The 4782-nt window shown below is 33.6% G+C and carries 4 protein-coding genes; all 4 read right to left on the bottom strand.

Going from position 1 to position 4782, the window contains the following annotated elements:
- Nucleotides 1-1864, bottom strand: a 1864-nt coding sequence (locus PLA12_14360) for an acylase (protein HOQ33672.1), incomplete at its 3' end; no start/stop codon positions are given.
- 91 nt (nucleotides 1865-1955) lie between these two features.
- Nucleotides 1956-2609, bottom strand: coding sequence for a pentapeptide repeat-containing protein (locus tag PLA12_14355; protein HOQ33671.1), 654 nt, complete (start codon nucleotides 2607-2609; stop codon nucleotides 1956-1958).
- Nucleotides 2610-2749: 140 nt separating this feature from the next.
- Nucleotides 2750-3856: a Gfo/Idh/MocA family oxidoreductase gene (locus tag PLA12_14350; GenBank protein ID HOQ33670.1), complete on the bottom strand. Its 1107-nt coding sequence runs from the start codon at nucleotides 3854-3856 to the stop codon at nucleotides 2750-2752.
- A gap of 21 nt (nucleotides 3857-3877) precedes the next feature.
- Nucleotides 3878-4459 carry a methyltransferase domain-containing protein gene (locus PLA12_14345; protein ID HOQ33669.1) on the bottom strand — a complete coding sequence of 194 codons (582 nt, stop codon included), beginning with the start codon at nucleotides 4457-4459 and terminating at the stop codon, nucleotides 3878-3880.
- Nucleotides 4460-4782 lie beyond the last annotated feature (323 nt).

Genomic DNA, 4782 nt, shown 5'->3' with positions numbered 1-4782 from the left:
CCCGAACGAGACGGTTAATCTCCTTCCATGGAACATCAACCCGGCCATGTATTGAATGAAGTAAACGAATTTTTTCTTTAAAAGTAGTAAATAAATTCGGGATAGGGCGATTAAACATTTCTGCACGGACTACAGGTTCTAAAGTTAATATAGCAATACCTGCGGATAAATTATCAGGGTCTGCTTTTAAATCCCAATTTTTTAAAAGTTCTAACGCTTGTTTTTCTATATCATTTTCAGGCTGAAATTCATTGAGTAGTTTTAAAACATATTTTTTTGCTATTGAATTTGTAGAATATGTCCAATCAAATTTGTATTCATAAAATTCTTCTTTTGTGATAGAATTATCTCCACCTAAAAGTTCTATTAATCGTAAAGCCCGATTTGTCATGTGGTCTACAGGTTCAATTCCAAATGTTTTAGAGTAATTATTTGGGTTAGGATTATCATCACCTACTGTCGTCTGGAAAGGTGTAGAATTGCAATTTTGTATAAAACCCGATTGAGGATTTTTCACCTGAGGTAATTTTTCAAATGGTAAATATTCAGTCCATAAAGTTTCAGATGTATCTCCTGGTAAATAACCTTTCCAATCATATTTTTCGGAACGAATAGGTAAGAGGGCATTATATATATACCAGATATTCCCTTGATAATCCGCGTAACCGATATTAAAAGAAGGTATTCCTTGTATTTTTAGTGCTTCTTCAAATTCTTGGATGTTTGTTGCTTTGTTCATTCGATACCATTGTTCTACCTGTTTAATGTTTCTATATCCTGCATAACGAAGTGCATATACTCCGTGAGGGCGGCGAATAGCGGGACCATACACACAGAAAAGTATTTCTCTCGGAATTCTAATAATATATTTATTAAAAACTTTTACCGGGATATAAACGACCTTCCTTTCAAAATCTTTCCACTGTCCGTCGAAACGATACTGTGCTGGATTATCCGGATTAATGGTTAGTTCGTAAACATCTACAAGGTCTGGCATATTAACTGTATGTGCCCAACCTAAATACGGATTATGTCCATGAAGAATCACAGGGGCGCCAGGGAAAACCCCTCCTGTAATATTCCATCCTTCTTCACTTTTAAGACGAGCTTCATACCATGCTACGGGACCTGTCCATGGTTGGTGAGAGTTTATGTCTAAAAAGGTAGAACCATCTGCAGTGCGTTTGGGACTTACTGCAAATGTATTAGAACCTAATGGAAGATTTTCAAATATCTCTTTTATAATCATTGTCTCATCATTTTTCCCTAACATTTTAGGGCGTTCAATTTGAGGCTTTTGTCGGGATTTGAAAAGAGGCTCAATATAACGGTTCAAACCAAAAAAGAGGGGTGCTTTTAAAACAAACCCTGCTATAATGTCCTTACCTGTGGCTGGAAATATATCCCAGCAGGTAACTTTGTCTGGATGAAGTCCCGCATAATGATTAACCCCTTCTGCATAAGCCTCACAAATGGCTCTTATTTCGGGAGACAAATCCGTTTCATATTGTTTGTTTACAATATCCCATACATTTAAAAATTCCAGCATATAGTCAAAAACAAAACCATTAAATCCATTGATTATCCCGCTTTTTCCACGAATTAAAATCTGCCCTTCCTGAACTGTTTTGAAGTCATCTTCACATTGGGCATAAGCCAATCCATAGGCAACATCAATATCTCTTTTCCCGTATATATGTGGGACACCCCATTCGTCACGGTATATAGTAACATCATATTTCCCTTCGGGGGGAATCAATTTTTCAAGAAGTGGGGGAGATGTTTTTTCAATTTTTTCACAGCCTGATAATGAAATAAAAAATACGATAACAAGGGATGTAAGGTAAAAAAATGGTCTGCTCATACGCTCTCCTTTATTAAAAGAATTTAAAAATTCTGATTAATATGACAAGAAAAATGTGTAAATAGTTTCAGAGAGCAAAAAAAGTAAGACCTTATTTAATGGGAAAAATAGGGAACCAGAGAGAAAGTTTTTGACGGGGAGACAAAAAAGCACCGTTAAAATTGGTGTTTGTTATGATAGCACCTTCAAGTAAGGTATCTTTCAAAAAAGCATTGGACAAATTTGCCCCACTTAAATTAGCACCTCTTAAATCTACTTGTGAAAGATTTGCCATAAAGAAATCTGCTTCACCTAAATAGGCTTGCCTGAATGTGCTTTTTGTTAGGTCGCAACTTTTAAATAGAGCTCTGTACAGATTTGCCCCAGAAAAGTCGAATTGTTTCATTATTCGATTAGAAAAATCTACTTCATTAAGAACAGCATTTGAAAAAATACAGCCATCTAATACAGTGTCTACAAACTTTACCATAGTTAAATCTGCTTGTGAAAAATTAGTATCTCTTATATCAGATTTTATAAAAGATGCGGAGTGTAAATATGCTTTTTGGAAATGGGCTTGTCTTAAATCTGTTTCATTAAAAATACACTGTCGCAAATCACACATTCTAAAATTTATGCCGGAGAGGTTTCTCTTAGTAAAATGTAATCCACTTAAATCAGGAGAAATAGCTGGGTCTGATGCTCTCCATTGATTCCAAACTCGAACACCGGCTTCTAATATTTTTACATGTTCTTTGTATGCCATTTGTTACTATTCCAACAATTAATAAATAATTTGTAATATTATTCTTATAATAATATATTTGAATAGTATTTTTAAAATGATTCGGACAAAGAGTAATAATTAGATGGAAGTATACCAAGAGGAATTTTTTATATCTTTTTTTAGGGTATGTGATTTAAGTATTCAAATGGTAATAAATCAGGACGGGATGGAGAAGTTGTTAATGAAATAATCTTTTGTTCCTCAACGGATTTATGTATCCCTTCCATAATCTCCACAATATGCAAGGCTAATTCACCTGTTGCACAATAATAGGAATTCGTTTGTATAGCATGAGCCATATTACAAATGCCCAATCCTCTCATATTTGTGAAATAATCAAAACAGGTTGGGAATTCTGACCATTCTTTTTTGAACTGATTATAAAAAAGTATTTTTCCACCAAATTGGTTTGGGTCAGGTAGAGATAACGAACCTGTTTCACCATGTATTTCTATAAAGGGTAAATGGTGAGACCAGGTATCAAAACTCATTATAAGTGAGCAGATAACACCATTCTCAAAAGATAGAATGGCGTGTATATCTGTGGGAACTTCTACATGTATTTTTTGACCATATAATGGCTGGCTCGAAATTGTTCGTATGTTAAAATTTATTTTTCCTTTAGCGAAAACAGATTTTACAGGTCCTAATAAAAATACAAGTGAGGTTAAATAATACGGTCCCATATCAAATAAAGGACCGCCTCCTTTTTGGTAGTAAAATTCAGGAGAAGGATGCCAGGATTCATGACCTCTACAAAGCATAAAAGCGGTTGACGAAAGAGGTTTTCCTATCCAATTATCATCAATAATTTTTCTTGCTGTTTGCCAACTTCCCCCTAAAAAAGTATCTGGGGCGCAACCAATGAGCAAGTGTTCTTTTTGGGCTGTTTCTATAAGTAAAGAGGCTTGTTCAAATGTAAGAGCGAGGGGTTTTTCACTATATATATGCTTACCCTGTTTTAATGATTGTAATGAAACATCAAAATGAGAGGATGGGTTAGTTAAATTAATAATTAATTGAATATCGTTGGATTGAAAAATGTTTTCAACATCACTTACTTCAATATTATATTTTGTTCCTTTTTCTTCGGCTTTTTCTTTTACAATATCGGCACAGGCTACTAATTTTAAATTACTAAATCGCAAAATATTTTCGATATAAATTTCCGATATATTCCCACAGCCAATAATGGCACAGTTTATGGGTTCTATTTTTTGTCTCATGTCTTTTACTTTCTTTATTTGTTATTTTTCACAAATATAGACATAACATGGTGGAAAGTTTTTTAATATGATGGGAGACCGTGAATATTTGTTATTGAATTTTTGAGGAAGTTTGTAATGTAAGAATTTTTTTCCAGAAGGAACCCATGGACTAAAAAAATAAGCAAAAGTTAAAAACTTCCCTTTTTCCCGTAAACATTCGTATGTAGCATTCAATAATTTGTCCTGCAATTCATCTTCAAATCTTGTCCAGGGTAATCCAGATATAATCACATCACAGGAATCGTATCCAGCCTGTTTTAAGTATTTCAATGTATTTTCAGCAGAATCCTGAATAACATTAACCTCGGGACATCTTTCTTTGGTAGCCTTAGCAAATACAGGATTAATTTCCATTGCGAGAAAATAGGCATCGGGCTGTTTTTTCTTTTGAATATATTCAGTAAAAACTCCTGTTCCGGGACCAAACTCAACAATTACTTTTGCATCTTTTAAGGGTGCTAAGTCTGTTATACAATCAGCCAATGCGGGACTACTGGGTGCTAATGCCCCTGTTGTTTTATTGGCTCTAAAAATTTCACCTACGAAAGTCCAAAATGACATGAGTCCACCTTTCTACAAAGTTTAAGTTGGTTACATTTAAGAGATATAAATTATAATTGTTTTGAATTTCAATTTCATAATTTTTTTATCCAAAAAAACTTGTTTTTTTAAAATATATATAGTATGATAATAAAAAGGAAATTTATGAGAAAGAATATATTAAAAAATTGTTTAACTTTATTACTGGTTCTCGGGGTAATGATGGGGGGTTTTTATCCTTTGTACCAAAAAAATATGGATATAAATAAAGATGGAATTATTGATGTGTGCGATGTTCAGCAGTTGGTATCAGCCATTATTTCAAATAATATAGATGTCCTTCC

Origin of the sequence: Candidatus Hydrogenedens sp. (genome assembly GCA_035378955.1) — a bacterium.
Classification (GTDB): Bacteria; Hydrogenedentota; Hydrogenedentia; order Hydrogenedentales; family Hydrogenedentaceae; genus Hydrogenedens.
This window is presented reverse-complemented; position numbering and strand designations above follow the sequence as displayed.

What these genes read in the sequence shown, in the direction of transcription:
- PLA12_14350 (HOQ33670.1), bottom strand. Translation starts at nt 3,856, where the DNA reads ATGAGACAAAAAATAGAACCCATAAACTGTGCCATTATTGGCTGTGGG.
- PLA12_14345 (HOQ33669.1), bottom strand. Translation starts at nt 4,459, where the DNA reads ATGTCATTTTGGACTTTCGTAGGTGAAATTTTTAGAGCCAATAAAACA.
- PLA12_14355 (HOQ33671.1), bottom strand. Translation starts at nt 2,609, where the DNA reads ATGGCATACAAAGAACATGTAAAAATATTAGAAGCCGGTGTTCGAGTT.